This is a genomic window from Pelatocladus sp. BLCC-F211, from assembly GCF_041928655.1.
GTDB lineage: Bacteria > Cyanobacteriota > Cyanobacteriia > Cyanobacteriales > Nostocaceae > Pelatocladus.
The window spans coordinates 34,333-61,150 of record NZ_JBHFLM010000238.1 but is presented as its reverse complement, the minus strand read 5'-3'; the positions used below and the strand labels follow the sequence as shown (position 1 = coordinate 61,150).

Annotated in this window: 20 protein-coding genes, 1 tRNA gene and 1 pseudogene; 5 read left to right on the top strand and 17 right to left on the bottom strand. The window is 40.4% G+C overall.

The annotated features are described in order from the left end of the window. Positions 1–2: 2 nt before the first annotated feature. Entirely contained in the window at positions 3–737 is a 735-nt protein-coding gene (locus ACE1AT_RS28425) for a hypothetical protein (protein WP_374874499.1), read from the bottom strand. Between the two features lie 27 nt (positions 738–764). After that, the gene (locus tag ACE1AT_RS28420) at positions 765–1,847 is read right to left on the bottom strand and encodes a hypothetical protein (protein WP_374874498.1); all 1,083 of its coding nucleotides are present in this window, start codon (positions 1,845–1,847) and stop codon (positions 765–767) included. A 133-nt stretch (positions 1,848–1,980) separates the two neighbouring features. On the opposite strand from ACE1AT_RS28420, the pseudogene ACE1AT_RS28415 reads away from it, so the two are divergent. Continuing rightward, positions 1,981–2,440: pseudogene (locus tag ACE1AT_RS28415) on the top strand (four helix bundle protein). 81 nt (positions 2,441–2,521) lie between these two features. Here the strand turns inward: ACE1AT_RS28415 and ACE1AT_RS28410 are convergent. From ACE1AT_RS28410 to ACE1AT_RS28390, 5 genes are all read right to left on the bottom strand, one after another. Then, positions 2,522–3,346: a hypothetical protein gene (locus ACE1AT_RS28410; RefSeq protein WP_374874497.1), complete on the bottom strand. Its 825-nt coding sequence runs from the start codon at positions 3,344–3,346 to the stop codon at positions 2,522–2,524. Then, a complete protein-coding gene (locus ACE1AT_RS28405) occupies positions 3,315–6,188 on the bottom strand; it encodes a hypothetical protein (protein WP_374874496.1) in 2,874 nt (957 codons plus the stop codon). The genes ACE1AT_RS28410 and ACE1AT_RS28405 overlap by 32 nt, the downstream gene beginning before the upstream one ends. A 186-nt stretch (positions 6,189–6,374) precedes the next feature. After that, positions 6,375–6,740, bottom strand: coding sequence for a hypothetical protein (locus ACE1AT_RS28400; protein ID WP_374874495.1), 366 nt, complete (start codon positions 6,738–6,740; stop codon positions 6,375–6,377). A gap of 49 nt (positions 6,741–6,789) precedes the next feature. Then, a complete protein-coding gene (locus ACE1AT_RS28395; protein ID WP_374874494.1) occupies positions 6,790–7,341 on the bottom strand; it encodes a hypothetical protein in 552 nt (183 codons plus the stop codon). A 155-nt stretch (positions 7,342–7,496) separates the two neighbouring features. Further along, a complete protein-coding gene (locus ACE1AT_RS28390) occupies positions 7,497–8,525 on the bottom strand; it encodes a hypothetical protein (RefSeq protein WP_374874493.1) in 1,029 nt (342 codons plus the stop codon). Positions 8,526–8,911: 386 nt separating this feature from the next. Between ACE1AT_RS28390 and ACE1AT_RS28385 the strand changes: the two genes are divergently transcribed. Continuing rightward, complete coding sequence (locus tag ACE1AT_RS28385; RefSeq protein WP_374874492.1) at positions 8,912–9,241, top strand: helix-turn-helix transcriptional regulator; 330 nt, start codon at positions 8,912–8,914, stop codon at positions 9,239–9,241. A gap of 123 nt (positions 9,242–9,364) precedes the next feature. Here the strand turns inward: ACE1AT_RS28385 and ACE1AT_RS28380 are convergent, their stop codons facing one another. From ACE1AT_RS28380 to ACE1AT_RS28370, 3 genes are all read right to left on the bottom strand, one after another. Continuing rightward, positions 9,365–10,546, bottom strand: a complete 1,182-nt coding sequence (locus ACE1AT_RS28380; protein ID WP_374874491.1) for an Arm DNA-binding domain-containing protein — start codon at positions 10,544–10,546, stop codon at positions 9,365–9,367. Positions 10,547–10,746: 200 nt separating this feature from the next. Next, positions 10,747–10,819 (bottom strand) — tRNA-Phe (locus ACE1AT_RS28375). Between the two features lie 74 nt (positions 10,820–10,893). Continuing rightward, positions 10,894–11,763, bottom strand: a complete 870-nt coding sequence (locus tag ACE1AT_RS28370; protein ID WP_374874490.1) for a metal ABC transporter permease — start codon at positions 11,761–11,763, stop codon at positions 10,894–10,896. An 84-nt stretch (positions 11,764–11,847) separates the two neighbouring features. On the opposite strand from ACE1AT_RS28370, the gene ACE1AT_RS28365 reads away from it, so the two are divergent. Further along, positions 11,848–12,168: an ArsR/SmtB family transcription factor gene (locus tag ACE1AT_RS28365; protein WP_374874489.1), complete on the top strand. Its 321-nt coding sequence runs from the start codon at positions 11,848–11,850 to the stop codon at positions 12,166–12,168. Between the two features lie 112 nt (positions 12,169–12,280). On the opposite strand, the gene ACE1AT_RS28360 is transcribed toward ACE1AT_RS28365, so the two are convergent. Beyond that, the gene (locus tag ACE1AT_RS28360) at positions 12,281–13,057 is read right to left on the bottom strand and encodes a metal ABC transporter ATP-binding protein (RefSeq protein WP_374874488.1); all 777 of its coding nucleotides are present in this window, start codon (positions 13,055–13,057) and stop codon (positions 12,281–12,283) included. A 236-nt stretch (positions 13,058–13,293) separates the two neighbouring features. Beyond that, complete coding sequence (locus ACE1AT_RS28355) at positions 13,294–14,313, bottom strand: metal ABC transporter solute-binding protein, Zn/Mn family (protein WP_374874487.1); 1,020 nt, start codon at positions 14,311–14,313, stop codon at positions 13,294–13,296. Between the two features lie 460 nt (positions 14,314–14,773). On the opposite strand from ACE1AT_RS28355, the gene ACE1AT_RS28350 reads away from it, so the two are divergent. Then, complete coding sequence (locus ACE1AT_RS28350) at positions 14,774–16,396, top strand: iron uptake porin (protein WP_374874486.1); 1,623 nt, start codon at positions 14,774–14,776, stop codon at positions 16,394–16,396. A gap of 390 nt (positions 16,397–16,786) precedes the next feature. On the opposite strand, the gene ACE1AT_RS28345 is transcribed toward ACE1AT_RS28350, so the two are convergent. Beyond that, a complete protein-coding gene (locus ACE1AT_RS28345) occupies positions 16,787–18,508 on the bottom strand; it encodes an NFACT family protein (protein WP_374874485.1) in 1,722 nt (573 codons plus the stop codon). A 204-nt stretch (positions 18,509–18,712) separates the two neighbouring features. After that, a complete protein-coding gene (locus tag ACE1AT_RS28340) occupies positions 18,713–19,987 on the bottom strand; it encodes a glycosyltransferase family 4 protein (protein WP_374874484.1) in 1,275 nt (424 codons plus the stop codon). A gap of 797 nt (positions 19,988–20,784) precedes the next feature. On the opposite strand from ACE1AT_RS28340, the gene ACE1AT_RS28335 reads away from it, so the two are divergent. Beyond that, entirely contained in the window at positions 20,785–21,174 is a 390-nt protein-coding gene (locus ACE1AT_RS28335) for a hypothetical protein (RefSeq protein ID WP_374874483.1), read from the top strand. Between the two features lie 219 nt (positions 21,175–21,393). Here ACE1AT_RS28335 and ACE1AT_RS28330 read toward each other — a convergent pair whose 3' ends face one another. The 3 genes from ACE1AT_RS28330 to prfC form a co-directional block, all read right to left on the bottom strand. Then, positions 21,394–21,876, bottom strand: coding sequence for an RNA recognition motif domain-containing protein (locus tag ACE1AT_RS28330; RefSeq protein ID WP_374874482.1), 483 nt, complete (start codon positions 21,874–21,876; stop codon positions 21,394–21,396). Positions 21,877–22,568: 692 nt separating this feature from the next. Next, positions 22,569–24,884, bottom strand: coding sequence for a M48 family metalloprotease (locus tag ACE1AT_RS28325; RefSeq protein ID WP_374874481.1), 2,316 nt, complete (start codon positions 24,882–24,884; stop codon positions 22,569–22,571). Between the two features lie 99 nt (positions 24,885–24,983). Continuing rightward, positions 24,984–26,615 (bottom strand): peptide chain release factor 3, encoded by a 1,632-nt coding sequence (gene prfC, locus ACE1AT_RS28320; RefSeq protein ID WP_374874480.1) that lies wholly within the window; start codon positions 26,613–26,615, stop codon positions 24,984–24,986. Positions 26,616–26,818: the final 203 nt, after the last annotated feature.

The window sequence follows — 26,818 nt, the reverse complement described above, 5'->3', positions numbered from 1 at the left end:
ATTTAATTATTCGCTGTAAATTCAGAAATTTTGGTTATTTCTAAACCAGCACTTCTGATTTCATATAATTGCTGTTCTAGTGCCGAAGCATTTGGAGATGGTGGTTCAGGAATATCTACGGCTCGTAGGGTAAAAATGCGGTTAATTGGAATTTCTTCATCAGCACCACCGGAAAGATTTACTAATACCCGCGTCGCCACCATATCAACTTCCCACTCACCCATTTTTGTTTGCCTGGGAGTGGAAAGATAGGAAATTATAATTTTGGAGGCAACCTGACCGCTAAATACTCTTGATGGAGTAATCTCTGCTAGAGCTTGTAATGCTGTTTGGCGAAATCCAAGATTACCCTGTTGAATTAAAAATGAAGCAAAATAAGCATTGGTAGTAACACGCTTACCCTTACCTATATCCCGCCCTTTATCTAACTCTTTGGTTCCTAAAATAACGCCATCCCAGTTAAAAGTTAAATTTGCCCATTGCCTAACAGTATTCTTAATAACTTCTGGGTGACGGTACAGGTAGTCCTGTTCAGAAATAACCAAAGCACGACCATTTACTAACTGTACAAAAGTTGTTTTTCTCGCTGCAAGTTGATTGACTTTAAAACTCAAAAATAATATAAAGAAAAAACTCAACAAGCTAAAAGCAGTCAGCCCTACAAAACATAGGGGCAGAATGTCCTTAGAATCGAGCAGCAATTTGGTTTGCTTAACTTGTCCCAAAGATTTCAACATATAATGCAGTAACTCCCGGTGTCTTCTTTAAGAGGTTTTTCCTGCTAAACCCGTAGCGATCGCAACCACACCATCAAAAGCAACGTTGACGAGGGCGGCTACTCTGCTATTGATACCTGTGTAAAGTGCCACCCCACCACCTCCAGCAATCAGTAGTGCTAAGGCTGGAGCAAAGATACTGATAAAAGCTAAAAATGCCAAATCAGAAGCACTTTGTGCGCCAGCAGCGACAATTACCGTTGCAGCTAAACCCACCACAATGTTGTAGCCAAGTTGCACGCCAAACAAAGCGATAAAGCCACTAGCCCAAGCCCATATAGGTTTTGAGCCTAAAGGTAATAAACTCAATCCCAAAGCAATAGGCGCAAAAGTGGCGGTCATAATCAGTGCTGCTTCTAAAATGTTGACGAAAGCCCATTGAAGGGCATAAAGAAAAGTAACTAAAATTAAGGAAATGGCAGCACTAAAAACAGTCCCTGGATTCTGTACAAAATCTGTTAATTCTGCAACGGCTTTACGCGCTTGTTCTAGCGATCCACCATTTTGTTTTTCTGCTTCGGCAAGAATTTGCTCTACAATAGGTCTTTTTTCTTGCAGGCAATCTGTTAGTGGTTTACCAGTTTTTCCCTGACATTCGGCGTAAATGGTCGATACTTGAGTCTTAACACTTTGAGTAAGAGTTACATCAGATATTGCCCTTTTAAAAGTAGTATCAGCTAGCTGAATATTGAGAACACTAACAACTTGTTGATGACCGATATTTCGGACTAAGATAACGGTTTGAGAAAGTAAATAGCCGTTATTTCCCAAGAAAATAGCAATGACCAACGGGTAGATAACAGATGCAGCTAACTCTGACCACAAAAAACGCTTTTCTTGATAGTCAGAAGCCATTTTGATGGCAAGAAGAATGATACTTAGAGCTGCAAGAGTTGTGCCTAGATTACATAGTCCTGCCCACAGCGCACCAGATGGGTTGATTGCATCTCCCCACGCTTTATTCCATGACTCGGCAGTTTGCCTGCTCAGTTCAATGCTGTTTCTAATCAAGCTGATACCTACGGCTGCATCAGAATAATTGTCAGATGGTGTTGTTTGAGTGAGAAGCATAGGAGGAGTGGGGAAGATGGTGATAGGGAGATGGGGTGGTTAAGAAATATTGAGAAGAATTGTTATTAGCTTTATTTGAACTTTTTCCTCATGTAGTATTTTTGTACTTATACAGAAATGAGGTATTAAAATTATGAGTTTAGAACCAATTAAAAGTCATAGAGATTTAGAAGTGTATAAAATGGCATTTGAAGCAGCTATGTTAATTTTTGAATTGTCTAAAAATTTTCCAGTTGAGGATAAATATTCCTTAACAGACCCTCCGGGTTCAGCAGTCGCTCATGGGGGGAACCCCCAAGACCGCGCTGCTTCACCAAATTCGTCGCTCTTCTCGTTCTGTATGTGCAAATCTAGCAGAAGCATGGCGAAAAAGAAGATATGAAGCTGCGTTCGTAGCCAAATTAAGTGATTCAGAAGCTGAAGCAGCAGAAACTCAAACTTGGATAGAATTCGCTGTTGAATGTAATTATTTAGAAAGAGAAACTGCTCGAAAACTTTATCAAACTTATAACCAAATTTTAGGTAAGCTAGTAAACCTAATAGTAAATTCTTCTGCATGGGTTATTCCTTCATCTTCTGTAAAAAAGAATTAAAAACTCTTTCTCCCCACCTCCCAATCACCTCATCTCCCAATCACCCCATCATCCCATCTCCCCATCTCCCCATCTCCCCACCTAATTAGAGGAATCCTGACCTAATACAGCACCTCCAGGCATGATGAGCAACGCGCCTTGAGCAACGGTGGTGTTACCAGTTGCAATCATAGTTTGGCGTTCTCTAGTATTGGCAACGTTTAGTTCTTGTGCAGTTTGAGCGCCCAAAGTCAATGCCAGCGCTCGGTCTTGTCGCGCCTGAGACGCTTCCTCAAATTGGAAATTGGCAATAGTAGCGTTATTCTTCAGTTGCTGAGAAATATTCTGGAGAATCTGTTGTGAGGTATCCGAATTTTGGGAATCATCTGCCATTTGGGCTGATTCCAATGCAGAATTAGCGCTTTGCTCTAGTCTGACTTTGGACTTTTGTTGAGCTGTTTTAGAAAGAGTTTTGGTTTGTGCCACAGATATCGCTCCTACACGTTCGCTTTGATTGGCTAAGTCTTGGCGGATTGCATAGGAATTGGCTAGGTTGTTCTCAAATTTAGTTGATGTAGCAGCATCTTCAGGAAAAGAACCAGTCATAATTTGACTGACTACTTGATCTAAGTCAGGTACTTGTTGTGAACCAATTGCATTTTGAATATATTTAGTTATGCTCCCAAAAAAATCACCCCGCACGAAGGAGCGCACATCATCTATAAAGTCCTGAATTTGGGTTGATAAATTGTTGACTTTATAGTTAGCTATTTGAGAAACTGTGCGAGTTTCGGTTGTGTCTAGAGTGGCAGCTGCCACGGAATTAACAACAGTAAAGCTTAGGGTAAAAACTGTTATGCCAATTACAGAAATGCTCTTTACTCTTTTGCTAAATCTATGCAGCCAGCGTTTTTTCTTCTTTTTCATAGTCATCGTTTTCCGGTAACTTGTTAACTACGTTATTGATATGCGCTAAACCTTTGTTTTCTTTCAGCGCCGAAATGTAAAGTCTTGTAAAGTGAGCCAATCCTTGAAGTTGTCCTTTGAGAGTATTGGGATAACGCGACATTAGGATGCGGCGTGCGTGGCGTTCTTCTTGGTTTGTCACCACTGCTGCTAAAGCCATCTCTCCTGGATAAAATCTGCACGACCAAAAGCGTCCACCTTTCTCAATTAGCCAGCACGAATACAAATCCGAGCGCCGAGGAAAGAATGACTCGGATGCATTTTGGGCGATAATTTCGCCAGGGTAAGATAGGTAATTTTGGAAAGAAGCGATCGCGTTCGAGGTGATGCAGCCAGTAATGCGATAGGTAATATTCTGCATAATCATAGCTGCGGCGGCAGATTGGCAAATGCTATCAGGGTCTTGGCTAGATAAAATAATACTCAATCCGTCTTTACGAGCAGTCGCGCAAAGTTCGCCAACCATTGCGCTAAATCCCTCTTTGCGAAAAAGTACCGAAAGCTCATCGCCTATAAATAAGCTTTTAGGATAGGAAAGAGCCACCCGCAAACAAGCAGCTTGAGCGGCGACAGCCATCGTGTAAGAATCTTGGTCGTTGCTCAACCCCGTCAGCGCGTAGAATTTAACCATTGGCTCAGGGGAAAAGCTGCTGGGTTTTCCTATTGCCGTTCCTAGAGGGCTTACTAACAGTGCTGTAATTTGGCTGGTTATTTGGTTAATTGCTTGGTGGTCGATCGCTTCCGGTTTTTGAATGTTCAGCCGCGCTATCGAACAGAAGCGGACAAAATCTTTCAACGTTGGTATATCCTGCCATTCGGCAGACTTCCACCCTTTCTCAAATGCCAAATTGTAACGCTCAATCATATCTGGATCGCTTAAGAACACATCCAAAGCTTGCATGAGAATTGCATCCACTCGTTGCGCCAGATGCGGAACATTGAGACGACCCATAACGATGACACCCAAAGCATTGCGTATGAACGAACGCCATGATTTCATTCTCAAAGCGCGATCGCCTGCATCAAAGCATCGCAGGTCAGGAGGTTCCATCAAATTGTTGGAAGCACAGGATAAATCAAAATAAGCACCCGCATCGCCCAACAACTCAATTCCTGTTTTAAAGGAGCTTTCACCGTCCGCAGCAGGGATATCTATACCCACGACTGGGATTCCCTGCGATAAGGCATCGAGCATAAACCGCCACAGTAACACCGACTTACCAGAACCCGTTTTACCTGTAATTAGGGCGTGTTGAGTGTATGAGAATAAGTCCACACAGACGGGTTTACCACCTCGGTTTGTGAGGAACTCTACGCCTATATGGTCGAGTTCTCTGGGAACTGTAAGTGGTAGAACACCAGCCACAGTTTCGCTTTCCAAAACTAGCCGCCTCTCACTCAAAATTGAACTGGAATGCAATATCCGTCGCCAGGTAATGGGCAAAGTTTCTAGCCATATTTGAGAAGCGATATTGCGATCGCGCACGACTTTAGCTGTACCAAAACTATTGCAAAGCAAATCACACGCCAAATCTAAGCTTTCTGCATTCTCGCGGTAGACGAGAAACACAACAGCACAGTTGAGTGGAACAGCACCTTTATATAGTTTCTTCTGCGCGTCAAAACTTTCCTCTTGCTTGATTTCTGCGCCGATATCCCGACCGCTACCTTTGAGTAAAGCACGTTCTCGCGCAGCTTTAGTTTGTTTTGCTTGGCGGTGTAAGTTGTCTTGGGTAAGGTATTGGTTGGCAGGAGAAATTTCTACCCATACCTCAGTGTCTCGGACGTGACTTTCACTCAAAACTTTCCACATCCAGGAGATTTGTTCCCTGGCGTTCGTCCACGCAGATACGGTGTCTACCATAGTTAGAACACCGCAAACTTTGTCTTTGACATAAACACGGGAGGAACATTGACGGTGTTCTGGGCAAGAACTCCGTCCCCGTTCCCCAGTAATTAAAATTGTTGTCGCGTGTTTTGAAGAATTTTGAATTTCTGTAAGTTTGATACCCTGATCCTTGTCTTCTACTAACACTAAAAGTTGCGGAATTGGTGGTGCAGGAGATTTATTAAATCTGCCCCAAAGCCATGACCAAAGTTCTATATCGCTCAAGGGACTAATTTCTAGTCCTGCTTTAGTATTAAATAGCATTTCCCACTGAAGAAATCCTTCAGTATATGCCTTCATCAGCACGTGGCTAATAACTTGTTCTTGTTGAGAGGATATACGTCCCGTGACATTATCTAAGAAAAAGCGTCCTGCTTTTCCTAATTTGTAAATCAGTTTGGATAAAGGGTCTGGTTTGCGTGAGCCAAATTCATCTGCTGTCCAAGTACAAAATACCATCTGTTGCCAAATTGACCTTGCCCCTTTACGAGTTAATTCTTGTATTCTGGCTTGTTCATTTCGCATTAGAATAGCAGGTAATTTTAAAGAACAAGATTCGGCAAGATAGTTAAGATGTTGCTGTCTGTCCGAGTCTTCCGAATAACGTCCCAAAAGAAAAGTACATCTTTCGCCAAGTAGGATAAATTTCATTGCTTCAGAAATTCCGTTATAAATTTCTAAGACTTCTTCTCGATAAAGTTGGTCATGGATACCTTTGAGGTGAAGAGGAAAAACAATTTGAAATTTAGTTTCATCTGAGATATCACCTTGATTGAGAAGGAATGCACCAATACTGCGGTTATCGCGTTCGATGCGAAGCATACAGCAAAGGTCAAGTTCGTTTTCAAAAGGGAAGTATGTCACTTTCTGATGGTGTTGTTCAACAACATTAATTGGTGGAATTTTTGTTTTCATAAATATTTTTCAAAGAAAAGCAAGAGATAGAATGAAAGAAGAATAAGTGTTCATTTTTCATAAAAAAACTTATATTTGAATTAAGATATCTGATTTTGCATAACATCTTAATTACTGATAAATGTATAATTTAAATATTATAGTTAGGGAAACATTTAGCGGCAAAATATTAACAGCTTTAAAACCCTATTTACTCCTTATATCTTCTAAATTATGACTTCTAAACAATTTTCTTCTCACACTCAAAGGCAGTAAAGGAGATATATAAATTACACCGCCAGTAACCCAATTACGTCCCCTTGGTTTGCGAAAGCGATTAACGTATTTATCGGGGTCTTTTCCTGTCACAAACCACCAACTCAGTATTAACCAAAAACTAATAACAGCTACTTTAGGGATTCCCCAACCCAATAGTCCGTCAAAAATAAAGTAGGAAATAATAATAATGGCGAACCAAGGTAGAATTTGATTTGCAGGAACGGGACCCAATCCAGCTTGCTTGCCCAAAATCTTATTAACTTTGACAGGTTCTTTATCTGGGTCTATCGACATAAGCTTTAAAACATAATAATTTGTCTGTTTGAACTAATTTTCCATTTGCTTAATTTCCGGTAGTGTTAGTACCAGTACCATTACCTACGAACAAAAACGTGATCACGTCAATGACAAGAATAATGCCGATCGCCAAACCAGCTTGGGTGGCGATCGGTCGCCAATCGTTACCCTGCTGCGCTTGGTTGTAGGCAAACAGTGCAGCTACACCTACCAAGAGCAGGAAGACAGCGCGAATAGCATTGAAAACTAGTGCGATCGCTTGCGGATCTATACCAGCACCTCCCGCACCACCAGTAGAACTTTGTTGAGCGATATTAGTGAGAAATTGCTCCAATCCGCTTAAGAAAATCGCCTGTGCTGGCATTACAAAAACTGATAGAGTGCTGGTAGTTGCCGTAATCACTCCAACTACGTGCCAAAAGCTAATTCTTTTTCCAATAAAATGGTTGAGATAGGGAATAAAAGCAATTAATCTATTCAGGCAGTAAAATAATAAGCCCACTGATAAAATAACTGTTATCACTAGTGGTTCTTTGACTGCCAAATAAACTAATCCCGAACCTAAAGCAATACTTATTTTTACATCGTTTTTTGTCAATTTAAACCTCATTATCAACAAAAGTTTCAGCCAATGAAAGTTTGTGCATCTGTATAGGGTATAGTTATTTTCAGTTAATTTGTTGAAGTAAAACTGATTTTAATTACCACGCATAATAGAGCCATTGGTAATATATTAAAGTTGCAAAAAATGCGTTATATTTCATAATCAAAACCATCTCCGGCAAGTACAGTTATAGGAGAGTGGTCTTGAAATGGGGTTTTATTGGCAAAGGTTAAAGAACGAATCTGATTAGCAGTAAAATCGCACTGCTCGATACTCCAACGGTCATATTTGGCATCGATTAAGGTGGCAGCAAAAACACATTGCGTGGAATTGAAACCGGAAGCTTTCTCAAATCCTTTTATAGAAGCTGGTATGAAAATATTGCTTTCTAATGAAGTTAATGGTGGTTCAAATTGAAAACTATACAGTTTGCTAGATTGAGGATCTTTCCACGTTATAGCTTTGGCAGAAGTACCTATTTTTAATTCTGCAAACTCTTGGGGTAGAACTTGCCCAAAGCGTTTAATTATTGCCAACCCAGCAGCTTGGCTATCAGGTTTATTTTCTGTTTGCAGAGTAGAAGCTAATGAAACTCCTGCTTTGAGAGTCAAACCTGTTAACCACAATCCGTCGATTTCATTGCGAGATTCTAATCGTTGTGCAAGATTAGTCAAAGCCGGATTCATCTTCTCAAATCCGGGACAGGGTGACTTGAGAGTTTCCTCAATTTCAGAATTTTCTGGGGTAATAATGTGCTGATCTTCTACCTGCAATCCGGGTGCAACAATTATTTCGCTCTTGCTAGAGTCAGAAATTGAAAGATTGCCTTTAACTTCAGTTGTCGCTACATCAATAGTTGTGGTAAGCGGTTCGCGGGGTATAATGCAACCGCTTTCCATCTGCATCTCAATTTCCTGTTGTTTAAAAGGAATAGTAGCAGTAGTTTTTGTAGGTTCGTTTTTGAACGAAAAGTTAAATCCGGTTAGGTTGTTTTCCTCAAATATCAAATTCATTTGAATTTCCTTACCGTGTTCCAAGCTAACTTCTTTTAAAGCAGTTTGTACATCTTTTATAGAGCCTAATACATGTTTTTTATCTAATACTTGGTTAACTACATTAGATATGTATTGTAAGTCTTGATGGTCGGTAATTAAAAAGCTATTAATTGTCTCATTCATGAGATTGGACTTGAGAAATCACTATGCCTATTTTCTGTTAAAGGCTTTGAATAGCGATCTTTCTAAAGACATGAATTAATTTATCGCTTTAGTGCTAAACAAGTCTATCGCTTTAGTGAGAGTTAATGATTTTGCAATTAGTATCAAGTTTAATAATTCGGTGATTTTTTATTTATTTGTGTGAACTGAAGTCAGTCAAAGTTGATTTGATGTTGCTCAATCAAACTTGTCAAAGCAAAAATAATTATGTATAAATGATTCCAAATAGACCAATAATATCCAACCTCTTTTATCTGTTTAATTTTAACGAGACAGCTTTATTTAAATAGGTTGGAATATCCTTTCTTATTTAAGAAGATAGGAAAAATAAAAAAATAACAATTTTTGTGCCAATATTGAAAATTCTCAAAGTAAAGTTTCAAGAAGATTTCTATGATGCTCAAACTATGTTTAAATTTGTAAGCAAACAGCAAGCCTCGGAGCATTTGAATCTCAGCTTTGCCACACTAAAGAAATATCGGCTTGATGGAACGTGGATTGAAGGAACACACTGGGTGCGGATTAATAGTCGTTGTGTTCGCTACAACTTAGAACTCATACAAGACTGGTTACAAAATCGCCACGACCCGATCGCTCACCATCGAGCAATAGATGTATACCATGCTAGTTTACTGAGCAATCAGAAACGTTCTAATCGAAGGGCAAATTCTATTTAGAATTACGGCACAACATTTGGTTGGTAAGCCTATAGGAAATGTGAAGAATACAGGTGATCGCTTATCAACTGGCAATTCATAATATTTATGCCAGCTTATCCCTCTTCTAATCAAACAGCTTTCTCAAAAATCTGGCACAACAATCTCTCTACTTTGTCCTGCATAGTGTCGATAAATAACTTCCGGCGAATTACCCACTAACTTAGCCACGTCTTTCACATCCATTTTATTGTCCAACGCCAGCGTAATAAATGTATGTCGCGTTTGATAAAGCTTGCGATATTCAATCCCATCAAGCTTTGCTAGAATTGATTTCCAACCTCGGTTAGTCAGGTTGTGAATATCAATCCATCCTCCTTCGGGTGAAGGAAATATCTTTGCATCAACACAGACAGTATTGCCTTTGATCGATTTTAGTAGTGTAGCCAAACGAGCATTGACGGGAAAGGTTCGTTTTTTCTGAGTTTTCAAGCCTTTCTTGCAGGTTAATCCAGATTCAGAAATTACTACAGCTTGCTCAAACCGGATAGAACTGAAGTCTTTAGAAATGTGTTTCCATTGCAAACCAACAGCTTCAGATGGTCTACAGCCTGTCATGAAAAGAAATTCAATGAATGGGGCATAGTGTTTGTAGTAGCGGTTATTTTTGAATGCTTCGATAATTCTGTCACGTTCATCCCGACTGAAGGGATTTATATCACTGTCTTCCTTGTCTGCTTTGGGAATCTTTATGTCAGTTGCCATATTCTCAAATGGATTTTCTTTAATTAACTGAGATTTCACCGCCCAATTACAACAAGCTGAAAGTTGTGTCAGAATTCGTTTGGCTGTATTCGGGGTTTTATTGGCAATTAACCAGTCTCGAATTGCTACTGCACTATCCAAGGTTTTGATTGGCAGATGAAAATTGATACAGCGAAAGACTTTTGTAAAATCTTTCGCTAGAGTACTGGGCGATAAACCAGGGCGCTTAAAGTCGGTGTACTTCTCCCACAACTCCACCAGAGATGGTTCGGCTTCAACAACTGGTGTAAAAGTTGGGGTTAAAGTTGGGGTAACGGTACTCAGCAACAACTCTGGTTTGTACTTGGCTAGAGTTGTGTCAAAATTACCAGAGAGAATATCCAACTCAATTTGCCTTGCCTTCATTTCCGCCAACTTGCGATTCCGAAGCGTATCTGTGAAACCTGTCGAGAGATAATGACGCTTCCCGCCATAGCGAAAAACAAGTTGCAAGCGTTTGTTTGAGTTTTTAATCTGAACAGTACCTTTAGAGGATTTACCTCCAGAGGGTTGAGAGTTCATAGGCAACTCCTGAAATTAGGTCAATCAGCGCGCCCTGATTTACCCCCAATTTACCCCCAAAATTTAACTAACCTCGTCCAAAAATGTCCAACGTGGCATAAAATTACACCAGATTTACACCACCAAAAACGGCTGAAATAGGGTTTTTTAGAAACTTTAAACCCCCACATACCAAGTGTCTGCGGGGGTTTTGTGAATTATGCCAGGAACCGGACTTGAACCGGTGACACGAGGATTTTCAGTCCTCTGCTCTACCAACTGAGCTATCCCGGCGAAAACATTTGTTTTCAACGATTAACCAATGTAGCAAACTTTTTCTCAGATTGCAATAGGTAAATCAAAAAAAACTATGTACCTTTGCTGATCAACTTGACCCAGCCGAAAACAGCTATAAATACGATAAATTGTAGCAGCACAATACTTGGGCCAGAAGCCAGGTTAAAAAGACCTGATGCAATTATGCCAGCGATGCTGGTGGTAGAACCAACAATCACCGACAGCAGCAGAAAGCGGCTAAAGTGATGACTCATCAATTTCGCTGTGGAAGCGGGAATTACCAAAAATGCATTCACCAGTAAAACGCCGACAGCCTTAATCGCCACAGCAACAGCTAATGAAAGCAAAATTACAAATCCATATCGATAAATTTGTACTGGAATTCCTTGGACTTTTGCCACACCAAGATTAAGGGTTAACAAAATTTGCTGGCGTAGGGTTGATAATAGAAATATGCTCCCTCCCACAAGCACCAGCATGGTTAAAATCAGGTCTGTGAGATCGATCGCCAGAATATCGCCAAACAAAACTCCCATCAAGTTACCGCGATATCCTTGGATCAGGCTACTTAAAATTATGCCGATCGCTAAGGCTCCTGACAATACTATACTAAGTACGCTATCGCTAGCTAAATCAGTTTTGTCGATAAAGTAAATCACGACTACCCCAAACACCAATGTGAAAGGTAGCAACATCAAAGTAGGATTTAACTGTAGCAATACACCTAATGCTACGCCGACTAATGCCGCATGACCGACAGCATGACTAAAAAAAGACAACTGGCGCAGGGTGACAAAACAGCCAAGCAAACCACCCAGTATTCCCATTAATACAGCACCTGCGATCGCTCGCTGCATAAAGGGAAACTGTAGCAAAGTTAAAAGGTCACTAACTGTGGTCACGGCTAACCAATAAAAATGATAATCATTAAAGCAACTCATGCAATATTATTTACATATAATCATCAATCTGTGAAGTACACAAGTTTAGTTTCTATTCACTAATTAAATTGTCAGAAAAACGAGATGTTTACAAAAGATTTGCAACCCCTTTCAATTGAGGTTATCAGTAGCCAAAAAGCTCAAAGAATGGCAGAATTTTTTAGTTTTTTAGGGGATGCTAATCGTCTGCGAATTCTATCTCTTTTAGCAGAAAAAGAACTTTGTGTGAGTGACTTAGCAGCGACGCTGGAGATGACCGAATCTGCTGTATCCCATCAGTTGCGAAATTTACGAGTCATGCGCTTAGTCAATTATCGTAAGCAAGGTCGTCGTGTATTTTATAGCCTCCACGATCACCATGTTTTGCATCTTTATCAAGCCGTTGCTGAACACCTAGATGAGTAAGATCAGTTATCAGTTATCAGTTATCAGTTATCAGTTGCTATTCTTTATAACTGTTCCCAATCCCCATTACCCCTTATCCCCAGAGGGGACCCCACCTTCCCCAATCCCCATTTTAATGATTATGTTGGTAACGGCTAAATCCTGGGCCGTAGGTTGCTAATAGGTTTTGTGGTGAAAGCGCAACTTCTGGGACTCCGGTGCAAACGATGGTTTGGTTGAGACAAATCACGCGATCGCAATAACGGTTAACCATATCAATATCGTGGGAAACTTGTAAAACTGTCCAACCCTCTTCTTGCTTGAGTTCATTTAGCAGGGTGTAAAAATCTGCTGCACCTTGTACATCTACCCCAGCAAAGGCTTCATCTAGTATTAATAATCTTCTCGGCATAACCAAGCAATAAGCAAGCAATACTCGTTTTAACTGACCACCACTCAAAGTACCAATTGCTTGATTTCGCAAATGATAAGTATCAGTTCGTCGTAAAGCAGAGGTAACAGCTGTTGCTTTTTCCTGATTTTGCTGCCATAAGATTTGAGAAAATAGCCTTTCCCTTTTCCCTTCCTTCACCCATCCCAAACCTACCAACTCACTCACAGAAATCGGAAAACTACGGTCAAAAATAAAATGTTGTGGCACATACCCCAACTGATTACACAAATTTCCTAGTCTATTTACTGGACGACCAAATATTTCTATATTGCCAGTAGTCCGTGGAATCAAATCTAAAACTGCTTGTACTAAAGTACTTTTACCCGCACCATTGGGACCAACTATCGCGGTATTTGTCCCTGGCAACAATTCAAAAGAAACATCAAAAATAGCTAGATAATTACCCTTCTTGACACTTAATTGTTCAACTTTCAGGATAGGAATTTCAAGATTCATTGGTTATTAGTCATTAGTCATTGGTCATTGGTCATTGGTTATTGGTAGAGACGCGATTATACTCTTACGAGAAGCCGCTCTGACGAGCGTCTACGCGTCTGTACAATAGTCATTGGTCATTAGTCATTGGTATAAGTACTCAGAAAAAATTAATTATTGGTGATTAATTATTCGAGAAAAGGTGATAATAAAAGAGTTTATTCATCAAATAACAAATGACTAATGATTAATGACAGTTATTTACAAGCTATTTCTAAAGTTTGCAAATTATTTTGCATTGCCTGAAAATAATGTTGCGGGTCTGTTGGGCCTGTTTCCAAGGAATCTAGTTCACGTAAAGTTAAATTCAGGTCTTTAGAAAGACTTGTCAATAATTTGTTATCTATTCCTGGTTCACCAAATAAAGCCTTGACTTTGTACTGTTTCACCGCGTTCACTGCTTTTTGGACATCTGTTGGTGTCAGTTGGTCTTCGGGAATTTCTACGACTGCTACTTGCTTGAGGTTGTAACGTTTGGCTAAATATGGATAAGCATCGTGAAACGTGACAAATGTGCAGTTAGGATTTTTTTGTAAAGTTTGCTGATATTGATTATTTAAAGAATCTAATTGTTTTATATAAGCTGCGGCATTTGTTTCATATATATTTTTATTAGCAGGATCAGCTGCAATCAAGCCATCTCGAATATTAATAACTTGTTGTTTTGCTAAAACAGGATCTAACCAGATGTGCGGATTCCCTCCTGCATGTTCATGATCGTGTTCTTCCTCTTGATTTCTTGCTTCTGCAACTGGTGATATTTTTTCTATAGGTTGAATGCTTTTACTGGCATCTATTTGTGTTAACTTCGGATTTTGAGCATTTTTAGCTGTTGCTTCTAAAAATTCTTCTAAACCTAAGCCATTTTTGACTAATACATTGGCTGTGGCGATCGCTTTCACATTTTCCGGTGTTGCTTGATACTCATGCACTTCTGTTCCTGGAGGTACTAAGATTGTCACATCTGCTGTATCCCTTGCTACCGCTTTCGTAAACCAATATATCGGTAAAAACGTTGCCACTACTTTAATTTTTCCTGATTTTTGTGCAGGTGTAGATGCTGCTTCCTGCGCTTGAGGTGCTTGTTCTGTATTGACTGAGCCTGTTGTATTTGTTTGAGTACAACCAGTTCCAGCAATCAACATTAGCAAAGTAATTAAAGAGATAATACTATTCTTGGGTTTATTTTTTTTACTTTCTCTAGGAATCTGAGTCACAGTCCTGCTAACTCCCCAGGAATTTGAACTTGACAATGAGACTTATTCTACCTCCTCTAGACTAAAATAAGTATCATTCTCATTAAATGTTTGAGAACTGACGCAAAACCACACACTATAACAATATGGCTCGGATAAGATAAATCAATTGACATTTAAACTCTGTAGAGACGTTGCACCGCAACGGCTTTCTTAGTGATATATTTTTCTAACAGAATTTATGGCTCATCTATTGCACAACTTCATTATTTGGTTATGATTTCTAGACTTAGTATTAAAAAATTCCTAATAACTGGTAGATTAATTGAGAATCCTTTTTAATAAAGCTGCTGTCAACAAGCAGAATGGTAATCTATCAAAAATATACTTCGATTTGTGGTTAGCACTTTAGGCTGGTGACGATTCAGGCTAGGGAGCTAGTAATTGTCACTATGGCTTTTTTTATTTAGTGTGAGGAAAAATGCAAAAATTTTGGAAATCTCTGTTGGTAAGTCCAGCAGTTCTCGGCGCCATCCTACTGGTTGATGCTACTGCATTCGCAGGAGAAACAATTAAAACTTCAGAAAACACTCAACTGCAATTGGTAGTCACTCCGAACCAAAGCGCTGAGAACAAAAATGTTCAGGGTCAAGTAACTTCGGTTTCTCAATTGTCAGATGTGCAACCTACAGACTGGGCTTTTCAAGCTTTACAATCACTGGTAGAACGCTACGGTTGTATCGCTGGATATCCAAATGGTACTTATCGCGGTAATCGGCCGATGACGCGCTATGAGTTCGCCGCAGGTTTGAATGCATGTTTAGATCGCGTCAACGAAATCATCGCTACCACCACATCAGAGTTGGTGACAAAAGAAGATTTAGCCGCACTCCAAAGACTGCAAGAAGAATTTTCGGCAGAGTTGGCAATTCTGCGGGGTCGTGTAGATACACTAGAAGCACATACCGCAGAATTGGAAGCAAATCAATTTTCTACCACAAGTAAATTAACCGGACAAGTGGTAATGGCGATTACCGATGTTCTGGGAGGAGATGATGTCAATGGTGTGGATGCTAAAGGAAACAATACAACCCTTGGGGCAAGAGCGCGTGTAGAATTTAACACTAGCTTCACAGGGAAAGATACTCTATTTACCAGGATTCAAGCTAATAATATTCTCAACCCAGATATTGGCACACCAGAAGGTAATCTGTCCTTTGCTGGTGAAGATGGTACAACTGATGCTTTCATAGATGCATTGTTTTACAAATTTCCACTAGGTGATAGTACTGAAGTCATTGCTATTGCTAATGCAGGTGCAGCAGACGACGTTACAAATACAATCAGCCAGTTTGATGGAGACGGTGCGTTTGGTGCGTTATCGACCTTTGGTACACGCAACCCAATTTATTACCAGATGGATGGTGCGGGTTTGGGTGTCACGCAAAACTTTGGTGATACATTAGCACTCAGTTTGGCGTATTTGGCGAGTTCACCCAATGACCCATCTGCTGATAACGGTTTGTTTAGTGGCCCTTACGGCGCACTAGCACAACTAACCTTTCAACCGAGCGATCGCTTAACCGTTGGCTTAACCTACATCAATGCTTACAATCAGGAATTGGGTGCTGGTAGCAATCGAGCAAATCCGAGATCCTTCTTTAACTCCAATTTTAATGTAGATGTACCTTTCTCCAGCAATTCCTATGGTCTAGAAGCAACTTATCAACTCAACGATAATTTTGTTTTGGGTGGTTGGGTTGGTTACACCAATGCTCAGAACTTATCTACAGAAGGAGGAACAATTGACCGTGGTAAACTGGATATCTGGAACTGGGCAGTAACTCTAGGATTTCCCGACCTCGGTAGTAAAGGTAGCGTTGCAGGTATAATTGTTGGTATGGAGCCGAAAGTTACTAATTCCAGCATCAATGAAATCGATGAGGACGAAGATACCTCATATCACGTCGAAGCTTTTTACCAGTATCAGTTAAGCGAGAACATCACCATCACCCCCGGTGTAATTTGGCTAACTGCACCGGATCATAACACTGACAACGATAACGTTATCATTGGCGCACTAAGAACTACCTTTAGTTTCTAAGTTTGTAGTGAGGACTAAAGTCCTCACTACAAACGAAAAATGAATTGTGTGTGTGCGTAAGTCCTATAAATATAATGTAGGAATTACTGAAAAAAATTTTACTTGTTGATATAAAAAAAGACCAGTCATAACAGACTGGTCTATAAACAAGGCTATCCTTTATGTTCTCTTCTCATATAGAGTGAAATCCAAACATCGCGTTTCCAGAACGCAACGGGCAATCTTTCTTAACAAGATTGTAGCAGCCAACACAGATTTTTAGTTAATTTTTATCAAAAAAAAGAAATTGACCAATAAGACCAAGAAATTTGGCTTCTATCTTTAAGAATAATTTAAGGTGTGAGAGATGGGGAGTTCATAATACATTAACCAACAACCAACCACCAACCACTAAGCATTAACTAACTGCGGTTGTCCCCAAATAATACGTTCTTGTTTGTAAATAGCAATTCCCGGTTTAGCTCCCTTGGGTTTATAGAGGTGCTTTGGTTGAGTGTAAACGACTGGTACTTGGTCACTTTGACGAGCGCGACTGTAGTAAGCGCTCAGATTAGCAGTGAATTGTAAATCTGCTTCGTCTGGAACAGCACCAGGTTCTAGGCGTAATAGTACATGGCTACCTGGAATTTCTTGAGTGTGGAACCACAAGTCATAATCGCCAGCGATACGGAAGGTTAGTTGGTCATTCTGTCGATTGTTACGACCGATCAAGACTTCAAAACCGTTAGGAGTGCGGTAATGATAAAAGTTATTGGGGGTTTCGCTAGTACTACGACTACGGTATTCTTGCTCTTCTAAATACTGCTGTTGAATTAATTCTTCACGAATTTCTTCTAGGGCTTGCAAATCTGCTGCTGTTGTGTAATTGTCTATTTGAGCGATCGCAGCTTCGACTTGTTCTAAATACTCGATTTCGGCGTTGACTTCTGCTAGTAATGGTTCGACAGCAGCACGAGCGCGTTTGAGTTTTTGGTGTTGTTTATAGAGATTTTGAGCGTTTTGTATAGCATTTTTATCTGGTTCGAGTCCAATTTGGACTGGCTCACCAGTTTCAAAATCAGGAAGGGTAATTTCTTTCATTCCTGGTTCCCAGTTTTGCAGGTACGCCATTAACAAATCAGCTTTGGTACGATACTCATCGGCTCGATCCGATTGCTGTAAGCGTTGTTGAAAAGTTTGTGCTTTTAGCCGCAGTTTTTCTAAAAGATTACTGACTTTCTGACTCAGTTGATGACGCAGTTGCGAGAAAGTTTGTTGATTAAGTTGATCTGTGTAGTAGCGGTTGAGTAATTCTTGAATATCCGTTGCTGGTTCAATTCCACCCCAACCAATCACAGTGTATCCTTCTGTAGTCCAAGCTGGTTGAAATTTCTCGTCTGTTAGATTTTGCAACCATTCTTGCCAAAGTGCAAACAATTTTTGCCAATCTTGGGGTGTCAGAGTGTCAGTATTTGTTTCTGGATCTATATTCGCAGCCAACAGCATCGACTGTACTAATGCTGGAGAAACACCACGATAGTTTTTCAACAACTGTCGCTTAATCGCTGTTGGAATTAAACTCACTCGTTCTTGCCAACGTTGTTGGGATTCGCTCAAACTAGGTATAGCATTAGTCAGACTCGGTGGAGTTTCATAAGGTTGTCCGGTGAGGATGGGACGAACACTCGATTTTTGTTGGTTGACCTGATGAGCAGCAGTAATAATAATATTATTCGCATCAGTGAGAATGACATTACTGTATTTACCCATCACTTCTACATACAGGTGATACAGAGGTTCTTCTCCCGGACGACGAGCAAATTGTAAATCAACAACCCGTTCCCAAGGTGCGATCGCCTCAACTGCGATTAAGGCTAAATTACCCAACTGATGAACTAGCTGTTGACTAAAAGTAAATGTGTCTGGCGATCGCGGTGGTGGATCACCGATGTGCAGACGCGCAGCTTGGGGGTGCCAAGAAATTTCTAGCCAACCGCGCTGTTTGAGGGTACGTAGCGCAACACAAATAGTATGGCGATCGCGCTGATAAACTTGTTCCAAGCGCGATGGGAACCAGTGAGCGCGGATGTCGCTACAAACAGCGCTGAGAGTGGTAAAGTCAAATGTTTGCACAACAATTTTTCGCTCAAGTAACTTTAATGGTTGACATAGCTCTTGAAAACAACAGATGCACATTGATAGAGATATCGTATCGACGTGCATCTTTTATGGTAATGGCAATTGACTTTTCGGAAAATGTCAATGCAGCATCAGAATAATCTTGAGCTTGCTGAATCCTTAGCCATTACCAATTACCTGTTATGAATTACTGAAAAATTATGAACTTAGTAATACTGGTTCTTGCTCTTGAACTTTTGGTTGTAATAACTGGGTGTAGAGTTCACTCAGTTGAGTTGCTACACCATTCCAACTAAACTTGGTTTCAACTCTGTTTCTCGCAGCTTGACCTAGTTGATCTCGCCATAGGGGATTGGCAAGAATTCGGTCAATCCCCACAGCAAAAGCTTCTTCATCCTGTGGTGGTGCTAGCAAACCAGTTTCTTCAGACACGACAGTAAACTGAAGTCCACCAACATCACTTGCTACAACTGGTGTATAGCAAGCCATCGCTTCTATGGCTACCAATCCAAATGGTTCATAGTGACTGGGAACAACGCAAACATCAGCCGCAGCATAATAAATAGGTAAGATGTCCTGACTGAGACGACCTGGAAAGATGGTAAAGTCGCTCATTCCCAATTCAGCAACAATACCTTCAATTCGTTCGCGTTCCATACCGTCGCTTTGTCCCGGACGACTACCACCGCCAATGATCAGCTTAAGATTTTTTTCACCACGGAATCGAGATTGTGCTACAGCACGCACCAGGGTTTCTATACCTTTACGGTAGTCAAAACGCCCCACATACATAACTACTTTGTCTTCGGGATTAAGACCTAACTGAACTCTTGCTGTTTTGTGATCAATACAACCAAAGCGCTCAATATCAGTACCGCAGGGAATAATATCGATGTTACCTTTTGTGGAAACGAGCGATCGCATATGTTCTTTTTCCTGTGGACTTGTCGCCACAATCCGTTCTGCTGTTTCCAATACTTCTTTTTCCACTGCTAACCGTGTACTGGCGATCAGAGGAACAGTCTTAATAGTGTTATATTTGACCGCCCCTAATGAGTGGTATGTATGAACCTGCTTGCTACCTTGAATTTTCTTTAACCGCATTCCTACCCAGCTAGAAAGCCAGTAGTTTGTGTGAATTAATGGATAATTCACACTATTTTCTCTTTGGAAATCGAGAAAATTATCTACAAATTCTGGCAAATATGCGAATAAATTGTCTCTGGGGACAAATTCAACAGCACCCGCCTCTAAACGTATTGTTCGACAATTCGGATGATGTTGAACAATAGTATCTTGCTCCGGACTGATTTTGCGGGTAAACATATCTACTTGCCATCCTAGCTGGGCTAAAGCTTCGCCCACATGGCGTACATAAACATTTTGTCCTCCAGCTTCTTCTTTGCCTATTTCAATTGCTGGGTCGCCATGGACTGAAATCAAGGCTATGCGTTGTTCAGTTCTAGAGTTCATAGTTTGTTGGTTTTTGATTTGAACGAGGTGTTAAGCAAGTTTTTGTCTTGTTTATTTTTTCACCTCATTATTTATGTCGAAAGTTTAAGTAATCTTTATTTTAATTTAATATGTCAAATATTTTTATACACCAGTGACTAGAAGTCATCTGCTGAATTACATATTTATATTTGTTTTATTTATATATAATTGGTAATATTTTTATTTGATAGTTTCGATAAGAAAAGGGATTTTTTCAGGAAACTTGCTGAAATTGAGTTAAATAAATGTAATTTGTGAACTTATTTGATAATAAATGCAAATATTTTTTATTCTAAATACTAATAGTTTCAGTATTTAGATTTTATTTTTTCACAAAAAAGCTAATTTTTATACATTGAAAATTTTGGACTTAGTAATAAAAGTTACCTATTTTTAGAAAAATATTGAGACAACTCCCTATCTTTAAAGATAAATATGAATTACGAAACTTGAGTAACAAATAAATTTAATTTATAAATATTATTCATATATTAAGATACCTATATATTTTCACTTCAATATATAGATGGTCTATATCCTGAACCATCAAAATCTCAATGGTTTAGTCATTGGGCATTGGGCATTGGGCATTGGCTATTCTCCCTTGTCCCCCGTATCCCTCGTGTCCCTGCTCCCCGATCCTTATTTTCAAGTGAGCGTGCAGCGAAGCGGAGTATCAAATCTTCTCAGCAAAAAAATAAAATGAATAGACGCTGTAGCAAAATTAGAAAGCAATTGTAAGAAGATATAGACTCTGTGTCTAGTAAAATACCCTTATGCAATTAGAATTTATTCCCGTTGAAGAGTTTTACTTTGCTCTGACTTTAGCAGTTCGTACACTCGAAGAAATAGATAAACCTGGTTTGGTAGAGCAAGTGCGATCGCGACTTTTGGAAGAATGTGGACAACCCTCAACTGTTGCTCCTGGCAAACAGAATACATTTAATTACGTATTCAAAGTCAAAGATACAGATAACACTCCTGCGCCTAGTCTGATTGTTTCTATTTCAGATTGGCAAGATAAACTGCGCTTAAGTAGCGATTATGGTTGGGTTTTAGATCAACAACGCAAGCCAATTCGCACAGACAAACACGAGCAACGTTCGCACTTCAACCAAAATTTGCGATCGCACTTACAAAAATGGTTGCATATCCCTTTTGACTAAGTAGCTAGTCAAACTGTATCCTGTGTAAGAAAATGGGTGTGGGGGTGTTAGGAGGAGTCGTCTTTTTATACCCTCGTTGTGGGCGGGAGCCTCTTGAGAGAGGAGCTACGCTAACGCCCTTGGGGGTCTAGTTTGAAAATAGCTTGAAGGTAGATAATTAAAAATTAAAAATTCAAAATTACTTTGAACTTTTAATTTTTAATTACTTCTACTGGCAGACTAAGTTGTAGTTTGTGCAGCCAGCATTTGTTTAAGTTTTTCCAACTCAGAAGCCCAGCGTGGATCTGGACGAATAGCATCTGTATCGCCTGCTGGAGAACTTTCTTTGGGACTACCACCACGGCGAGGCTTCTTAGATTTTTTGTTTTCTCTCGGTGTGCCAGCACTGGCATGACCACCACTTTGACTAGCAGCTTTAGTAGGTGCTTGTTCTTCATTATCCTCTCCCTTTGTACGAGGTAATGCTTTTTCTAATTTGATGGGAGAGTCTTTGAACATTTGACCATTGTATTTTTCAATAATCTGGTCTGCTTGTTCGTCATTATTTACCGTGAGAAAACCGAAGCCACGACATTTGCCGGTTTTCCGGTCTTTAATCAATTTAGTGGTGACAGCATCACCTTCTTCCGCAAAAACTGCTTGCAGTTCTTGCCGATCTATTTCTTCTTTAGGCAAGTTACCTATATATAGACGAACGGACATGGACTAACCTCCAGAGTTATGTTGAAAAACTGCTAGGCAAAAAACAGTAATTGGGTTTTGGCTTTTGATAGATGCTATTGAATAACAATGCCACAAACCTAGTTTTTTACTCCAAACTATTAACCTATTACAATACTGTTTTTTTCCAAAATTAAGCTTGTTGAACACAAAAGCGTACACTGCGCTAACAATACCTTTATTCTAAGAATTTATGAATCTTACAACTTACTGCTCACGACAGGAAATGACTTCAACGCCCTTGTTCCAAATATTTGAACACCATTTCTTACATTATCACGGTATTTTCTACGTAGCTAGCTTAGGACGGACATTTCCGACTATTGCATGAAAGCATCGTAGCATAAAATACTTTTTTTTTTGAAGTTGACTTTTTGGAAACAAAAACCAGCCTGTGGCTGGTTGATTTGCTGCTGTGTTGGAAGGAGAAAAGGGGATTGATTGGGGCAAACAGCCGAGTCTCATTACCAAGCTTGGTGATTGAGCTATATTGGTTGCTCCAGTTTATGTAAATAAATGTAACAGAAACAGAAATGTTTTGCAATATTTATTTACATTCTCAATTGCTGGTCAAGGGTCATTGGGCATTGGGGAACAAACTCTTAATTTTGACTTTTGACTTACCCTTCGGGAAGCCGCTTGCGCGTCTATGACTTTTGACTTGTTTTGTTCCCCTATCCCCTAAGAAGAATATATGCTCCCCAAACCTCTGCTGCGACTGCTAAGACGATAGACCAAATGGGGTGAGGACTGTTAACGATTTTCCCGCCTTGAGTTTGTAGGGTTTGCACATCAATCCAAGGTGTTGCTCCTCGTCGTAACCAGCCAGTGACGGTTATCTGACGTCCGAGTAGTTCTTGAGGATTGACATGCTGTCCCAGCCAAGAAATGTGATGTAGTTTGACTAAACCCGTGTGAGATTGCAAGACTAAATCTTGTGCCAAATAGTTGCTAGTACCTCGACGACCTAATAACTTTCCGACAAAACGCACACCGATGCTATCAATAGGAATGCTAGCTGGATTAGTTAACAGGTTGGGCAGTTGGTCATCAGTTTGGACAGTCGCAGGTTTAATATTTGAAAAGAAATAATTTATCCGCAGCAAAACGCCGATACTAAAGCCAATTAGCATACAGCCCTTGATAAAATTCCAGTCCTCATAAATCCATTTCAAGTTTAAAAGTTTGAGTGCAAACAGAGTTTGCCAAATTAACCAAATCAGACCCCCAAACGCAACGCCTAAAGGAATTCCCAACCAAGGAGCAATTTGTAATAAAAAAGACTGAGGTTTGATTCTTAAAGGCTGTTGGCTTTCAAGATATAATTCTGGGTCTACATGCCAAAGACGAGCGATTCTACACAGGCGGAGGGCGCGATCGCCAATTAAAGGATGAGTATTATTAATTACAAACCACCATCGATAAGGATTGATACAATCCCACATCAACAGAGATTCAAAGGTAATATCAGCAGCCATACTACCCAAGCACAGACTTTGTTTATAGCCTACGGGTATAACTAGATTTAAGCTTTCTAGCTGCCAACTGGTGTGTTCTTGTTTTTGAACATCACCAGCAATACCAATAGTCATTTTCAGTAAAGCACGGACTAAAGCATTGGGATTACCAGTAACTTCCGCCGCCACGCGATCGCACCAATAAAGCCGCAGTTGGGACAACCATAAACCAGTTGCGGTCAGCAACCACCACAGACCATAAACCAGACTTGTCAGTACACTAAAAATCCCACGCCAGATCGGTTGGGTTTTTGCATCTCCCCACTGTCCCAATAACTGATATAGCTGGTAAATCGGAATTGTTACTACTAGCAACAAAGACATCACAGCACAATCCCAGTGAGCGATCTGTCCTAATTGACTGGCATAGATTGTGGCAATTTCATCATTTGTGAGTTGCTCTAATAACCCTTGACTAACTACAATTCTGGCTGTGCGAGGTAAATGACCATAACACAAAGCAACTGGTGCTGTCATTGGTAGGACAAATAATTTTGGTGTCCGCCAGCCTCGTTGTTGACAATAGCGTTGTAAAACTCGCCCAGTCTCTTTACTATGGCGATGCAAAATGTCTTTTTCTAATTCTCGTTGACCGTAAAACTTTGTCAGTAATCGATCCAACAACCAAGGAGATAAACAGAACAGGACAAAAATCAAAACCACCAGGATACTTGTAGGATCTCTATATAAAAGCTGTAATGGCTCTAAAAAAGGTAATTTAACAAAGGCATCATTAATAAATCTCATTACCGACACCAGCAGCGTTTTGATTACCCAAAACAGCGCTACGCATGTTCCTGCTTGGAGTAAATACAATAGCTTTAAACCCCGCTTTGGTAGGGGTTGCCATACTTTAGCGCGTCCTGCTTGTCGCCAGTAAATCGTAGGTGGTTTAACTTTTTCCTGATTAACAGTAGTCCCAGAGTTGGGGGGTGGAGGAATTGGTAAAGATGAAGTTTTTGGTACAGAGGCGCCGAGTGTGGAAGCTGCTGAAGCCAGCCAACCTCGCGTTTTACTTCTGCCAAATGTAGGTACTCGCAAACTGCGGGCTGGTGTTTGCTCGATGTTTGTGTTCTCCGCATCTTGGCGTTCTCGCATCTGGGCGTCCTCTGTTTGCGACTGCTGAGACTCCACCACAGGTGAAGAATTATTCCAGGGGATAAATCCACTGACGTCAGCAGTAGACGCATCATCATTTTGATAGCGTTTTTTAATTTGTTCTAAAGAACGTTCTGCCCATTCTTTAACATGTGGGCGTTCGTTTTGAATCAGAGTCTCGCATAATCCGATCGCTGCTGCAACTTCACCAATACGCGTATAAACGACAACTAAGCCGATTTCCGCTTGGATAATTGCCGTGCGATCGCTATTACTACTTAAAATCTCTTCTAATATGGCTTTTGCTGTTTGATAATCTCCTTGCTTAAGGGCGGTTAAACCAGCCTTCAAAGATGGTTCAGAATGTGAAGGCATAGTAGTTTGCACTCCAATAACTATATTGTTAGTGGTAATGGCTAATAGGTAATGGGTAATGGGTAAATTTTTTACCAATTACCAATTACCAATTACCTATTACTCATTAAGCACTGGTTGTTGACTAGAATAAACTGGGGCGATCGCACTTAATTTCAGATCAGGTTGATCTTCTTGTAATTGATGGCAATTCCACTCATTACGAAATAGTAAAACTGGGCGCCCCATGCTATCTTTCACTGTGGTTGTATTGAACAAGCGTCCGATTTTGGTCAATGCTTCCCAACCACCTTCTACCCAACGCGCAACGCTGTAGGGCAATAAATCCAGTATGGTTTCAACTCCATATTCATTCATGAGACGGAATTGCACCACCTCGAATTGCAATTGACCTACCGCAGCCAAAATTGGATCGCGTTTGGCTTCATCTGTTGAGTACATAATCTGCACAGCCCCTTCTTCACGCAATTCCGAAACGCCTTTTTGAAATTGCTTGAATTTAGATGGGTTGGGGTTGCGGAGAGTCGCAAACAACTCTGGAGAGAAATAAGGAATTCCCTCATATTCCAACTTTTGTCCAGTGTAAATTGTATCTCCGATTGCAAAAACACCAGGATTATTTAAACCAATCACATCACCAGGGTAGGCGACATCAATAGATTCTCGTTCTTGAGCAAAGAGTTTTTGCGGACGAGACAAACGGACAACTTTACCCGTGCGGGCGTGATTGACCGTCATATCTTTTTCAAATTTGCCTGTACAGACACGCACAAACGCCACGCGATCGCGGTGTTTGGGGTCCATATTGGCTTGCAGCTTGAACACAAACCCAGAAAATTCGGGATATTCAGGTTCAACTTCACCCACACTACTGTTGTGTGGGCCTGGTTTGAGGGCATAGTCTAGAAAATACTTGAGGAATAACTCAACCCCAAAGTTAGTCATCGCACTACCAAAGAAAACAGGTGTCATTTTGCCTTGGTGTACCAAATCTAAATCTAGGTCTGCTCCCGCCCCTTCTAATAGTTCTAAGTCGTTTTTGAGCTGATAGTAAAGGTCTTGTTCTAAAAGTTCTTCAATTTGGGGATTTCCCAAATCAACAACTGTATTTATCGCTTCTTTACTACCGTGGGCGCTACGTTCAAACAGGTGAATTTGTTGTTTGTGGCGATCGAAGACACCTTTAAAGCGATCGCCCATACCAATGGGCCAGTTGACTGCATAGGTCTGCAATCCTAATTCTTGCTCAATCTCATCTAGCAGTTCTAAGGGTTCTCGTCCGGGGCGGTCAAGTTTGTTCACAAATGTGAAAATAGGAATACCCCGCATTTTACAAACTTCAAACAGTTTGCGTGTTTGGGGTTCCAAACCTTTAGCAGCATCAATTAACATCACTGCATTATCTGCCGCCGCCAGAGTCCGATAAGTATCTTCACTAAAATCCTGGTGTCCAGGAGTATCTAGTAAATTTATCTGACAGTTTTGGTAGGTAAATTGTAACACTGTGGAAGTAATCGAAATACCCCGTTGTTGTTCCATTGCCATCCAGTCAGAAGTCGCTTTGCGCTGGGCGCGTCGGGCTTTGACAGCGCCAGCTTCGTGAATAGCACCTCCGTACAACAGGAGTTTTTCTGTGAGTGTAGTTTTACCAGCATCCGGGTGAGAAATAATCGCAAAATTGCGACGAAGTTCAACTGCTTTGTGAAGTTCTAACTCAAGGTCAGTTGACATAACTGTATCTACTTGTAAATTAAATTTAACTTTACTTTTTCCAACTTTAGCGAGTCTTTTTATCTTAAGACAACGATGCTCATGATAGGTTCTTAATGGACTTGAAGACAGGAGGCAAATTCAGTCATCAGTTATCAGTTATCAGTTCACAGCTACCAATGGATCACTGTTCAATCTTTACTGTTTACTGACTTCAGACTTCA